The following is a 3,799-nucleotide window of genomic DNA, read 5'->3' as shown; positions in this document are numbered from 1 at the left end:
TATATAAAAATTGAAATAAATAATCATATAGACGATAAATTTTATGTCTTGAACAGTTATAACAACCTATCTTATCCATCTGATGCTCAAATTCATAAAGTATGATTAGTTTCTATTGGTACACCTGTGTACATAGAAAAATGATCGCCTAATCAATTGGTCGTGGTTGTATTTTAATGCTTTAAATAATGAGTGACTAAAATGCATGCGAGATGCAATAGAGGCATTTACATAATAAAAAGTAAGAGTGAAAAATATATTACTTAATTACTCATGAACAGAAGTTGCTTGAGAGGTCATGATATAGTGAATTTAAAAGTTTTAAATCCGAATATATTTAAGGATACGTGATGACCAATTCAGAAAAAAAAATTGAGTGTGATTATTCTCTTTATGTTGCCTCTAAAGCATCCCAAACAGGTCAATGGCTTGAAGTAAAAGATAAATTTAGCCAAAAAATATTTGCCCGAGTAGCCTTAGCAGATGCAAATACTTTAGAAAAAGCAATCCAATCTGCAATTGATGCAGAACAGGCAATGGCAAAATTAGAACCATTTCAAAAGCAAAAGATTTTATTACATTGTGTCAAACGCTTTGGCGAAATGAGAGAGGAATTAACTGCAATTCTGATTGCAGAGGGTGGAAAGCCATTAAAAGCAGCTCAGGCTGAAGTTGAGCGTCTTATAAATACCTTTCAAATCGCTGCTGATGCTGTTACACAAATGGACGATGGGCGTTTAATGCCATTGGCTGTGACAGCTGCTGCACAGGGTTATACAGGTATGATTAAACATGTTCCGATTGGTGCTATATCATTAATTAGTCCTTTTAATTTTCCACTTAATTTAACTGCTCATAAAATTGCACCTGCAATTGCAGCAGGGTGTCCTTTCGTACTGAAACCTGCGTCACTTACACCAGTTTCTGCTCTAAAAATTGCAGAAGTATTGGCGGAAACTGATTTACCTCAAGGTGCATTTTCAGTTTTACCTTGTCCTCGCGAACAGGCAGATATCTTGGTAACCGATGACCGATTCAAATTACTCAGTTTTACTGGATCGGATGAAGTCGGTTGGGATATGAAAGCACGTGCAGGTCGAAAAAAAGTCACCTTAGAGCTTGGTGGAAATGCTGCTGTTTTAATTGAACCTGATACTGAAATATCTGATGTGTTAATTGATCGTCTTATTGGGGGAGCTTATAACCATGCAGGTCAAGTTTGTATTAGTGTCCAAAGAATTTTAGTCCATGAAAATATTTATACTGATTTAAAGAAGAAATTAATTTCCAAAATAAAAAAAATCAAAGCGAGCGATCCAAATTCAGACTTGACCTTATGTGGCCCTATGATCAAGGAGGAAGAAGCTAAAAGGCTTAAAAAATGGGTCGATAAAGCGGTAAAGAAAGGCGCCAAAGTTTTAGTTGAAGGTCAGGTTAAAGGGGCTTTATTTGATCCAATATTGCTAGAAAATGTTGATACGTCTTTAGAAATTTATAAAGATGAAGCTTTTGGGCCAGTAGCCATTCTAGAGAAGTATAAAGATTTTGAAAAAGGCATTGCTACAATTAATCAAAGCCGATTTGGTCTACAAGCTGGCGTTTATACACAAAGTCTGAATAAAATGATGTATGCGTGGAATCATTTACATGTAGGTGGTGTCATCATTAATGATATTCCATCATTCCGTGTAGATAATATGCCTTATGGTGGCGTTAAGGATTCGGGTCTAGGTCGAGAAGGGATTCAATCAGCAATTCGAGATATGCAAGAAGAGCGTTTGCTTGTGATTAAACAAGGATAATTATTTTTTATGTTAAAAGGAGTATAACGCTCCTTTTAAATTATTTAGTTTAGATTAACGCAGTGATTTAAAAATAAACATATTGAGTTAAAATTAATCAATAAGAATAAAAAAATGATGAAACACAGTTTTTTCCTGAATTAATTACAGAAAAATCTGATTAAAAGCGCTATTGTTGATTCATTAAACATCCTTTATTTCATCTTTCTTTAACCAAGAATATTAAATAAGGGGTGGTTTGTAATTCGAAAAAAATGCTCAAAAGGCCGTTTCTGATTCAAACAACAAAATTTTAATGGTATGCAATTACTTGCGAGATAACATCAACAATAGCAGTAAGCGTGTACCCATTTACGGATTAGGTACTATATGACAGCTTCACGTGAAAATTGGAGCGCCAGATCAGGTTTTATTATTGCAGCTATTGGTTCTGCAGTAGGTTTAGGCAATATTTGGCGTTTTCCCTATGTCGCATATGAAAATGGTGGCGGGGCATTTTTAATCCCTTATCTGGTTGCAATTTTTGCTGCCGGTCTTCCACTTTTATTTTTAGATTATGCAGTTGGACATAAATACCGTAAGGCCCCACCTACAGCTTACAAGAAGTTGATGAATGGTGAATCATTGGGTTGGTGGCAAGTCGCTGTGACATTAATTATTGGTATTTACTATGCCAGTGTATTGTCATGGGCGGGTAGTTATATGTTCTACTCATTTGGTCAACAGTGGGGAAGTGATACAGAAAAATTCTTTTTCACCACCTATCTTCAGAATGGCGAAGGCTTAGCATTTGGATTTGTTCCGACCTTATTTATAGGTTTGGTTGTCGTTTGGGCGATCGTTATGTTCATCCTGTATGGTGGGGTGAAGAAAGGCGTGGAATTGTCGAATAAGATCTTTATGCCATTATTGGTGGTTTTATTTACGATTCTCGTGATTCAAGCTATTCGTTTACCAGGTGCTGTCCAAGGTTTAAATGCATTCTTTACACCAAACTGGGAAGCAATGGGCAACTATAAAGTGTGGTTAGCTGCATTTGGCCATATCTTTTTCTCGTTATCCGTTGGTTTCGGGATTATGTTGACCTACGCTTCGTATTTGAAGAAAAAAACGAATTTAACTGGTTCTGGACTAGTCGTTGCTCTTGCAAATTAATCTTTTGAAATTTTAGCTGGTATTGGGGTATTTGCAGCATTAGGTTTCATGGCCTACAGTGCGGGTGCTTCAGTTGACGATGTTGTATCTGGTGGTATTGGTTTAGCTTTTATCGCTTTCCCTAAAATCATTTCAAGCATGGGGGCTGGCGGAGACTTATTTGGCTTCTTGTTCTTTGCATCTTTAACAGTTGCAGGGATTACATCCATGGTCAGTATTCTTCAAGTTCCAATCGCAGGTTTTCAAGACAAGTTAGGATGGTCTCGTAAGAAGGCTGTGACAATTATTGCAGGTGGTTCAGCAATTGTTTCAACTTTATTGTTTTCAACTCACAGCGCGATTACGTTTGTCGATATTATCGATTACTTTGCCAATAATATTGGTATTGTCGCGGGTGGCTTATTATCAATCGTATTGGTGTCATGGTTCCGTCGCCCGTTGTTAAAGCAACTTCAAGAACATGTAAACCAATATTCTAGTATTAAGCTAGGTGCTGGTTGGAACTTCATGTTGACTGTAGTTACACCAATCTCATTGTTAGCTGCGCTATTGATGACCTTGAAGTCAATATTTACTGAAGGTTATGGCGGTTATCCAATTGAGATTCTATTGCCAATTGGTGGCAGTGTAGTTGCAATCTTTGTATTCTGTGCGGTTGTTTTTAGTCGTCTAAAAGACAATGGACCTGAGGAGAAATAAGATGAATACTTCTGCTTTAATGATGCTTATTATCTCAACAGTGCTGTTATGGGGTGGTCTTATTTTAGCAATGATTCATTTGGCAAAAAACCCAGATGAGCTTGAAGATTAAACCACTTTAGATCAATATTAAAAAAGCCATG

Annotated in this window: 2 protein-coding genes and 1 pseudogene; all 3 read left to right on the top strand. The window is 36.6% G+C overall.

Features of this window, described 5'->3' with window-relative positions; translation table 11 throughout:
* Positions 1-350 precede the first annotated feature (350 nt).
* The 3 genes and pseudogenes from CL42_RS15625 to CL42_RS16880 all read left to right on the top strand — a co-directional run bounded on the left by CL42_RS15625 (position 351) and on the right by CL42_RS16880 (position 3,768).
* The gene (locus CL42_RS15625; RefSeq protein WP_035270753.1) at positions 351-1,802 is read left to right on the top strand and encodes an aldehyde dehydrogenase family protein; all 1,452 of its coding nucleotides are present in this window, start codon (positions 351-353) and stop codon (positions 1,800-1,802) included.
* Positions 1,803-2,171: 369 nt separating this feature from the next.
* Positions 2,172-3,656 (top strand): annotated as a pseudogene (locus tag CL42_RS15620) (sodium-dependent transporter).
* Position 3,657: 1 nt separating this feature from the next.
* Positions 3,658-3,768 carry a methionine/alanine import family NSS transporter small subunit gene (locus tag CL42_RS16880; protein ID WP_081403317.1) on the top strand — a complete coding sequence of 37 codons (111 nt, stop codon included), beginning with the start codon at positions 3,658-3,660 and terminating at the stop codon, positions 3,766-3,768.
* Positions 3,769-3,799: the final 31 nt, after the last annotated feature.

It is taken from the genome of Acinetobacter sp. Ver3, from assembly GCF_000632455.1.
Classification (GTDB): domain Bacteria; phylum Pseudomonadota; class Gammaproteobacteria; order Pseudomonadales; family Moraxellaceae; genus Acinetobacter.
Note: the sequence above shows the minus strand (reverse complement) of the source record. Positions and strands in the feature narration are given on the sequence as shown.

Bases quoted from the DNA above. Each gene is read 5' to 3' on its own strand.
- CL42_RS16880 (WP_081403317.1), top strand. From the start codon at position 3,658: ATGAATACTTCTGCTTTAATGATGCTTATTATCTCAACAGTGCTGTTA.
- CL42_RS15625 (WP_035270753.1), top strand. From the start codon at position 351: ATGACCAATTCAGAAAAAAAAATTGAGTGTGATTATTCTCTTTATGTT.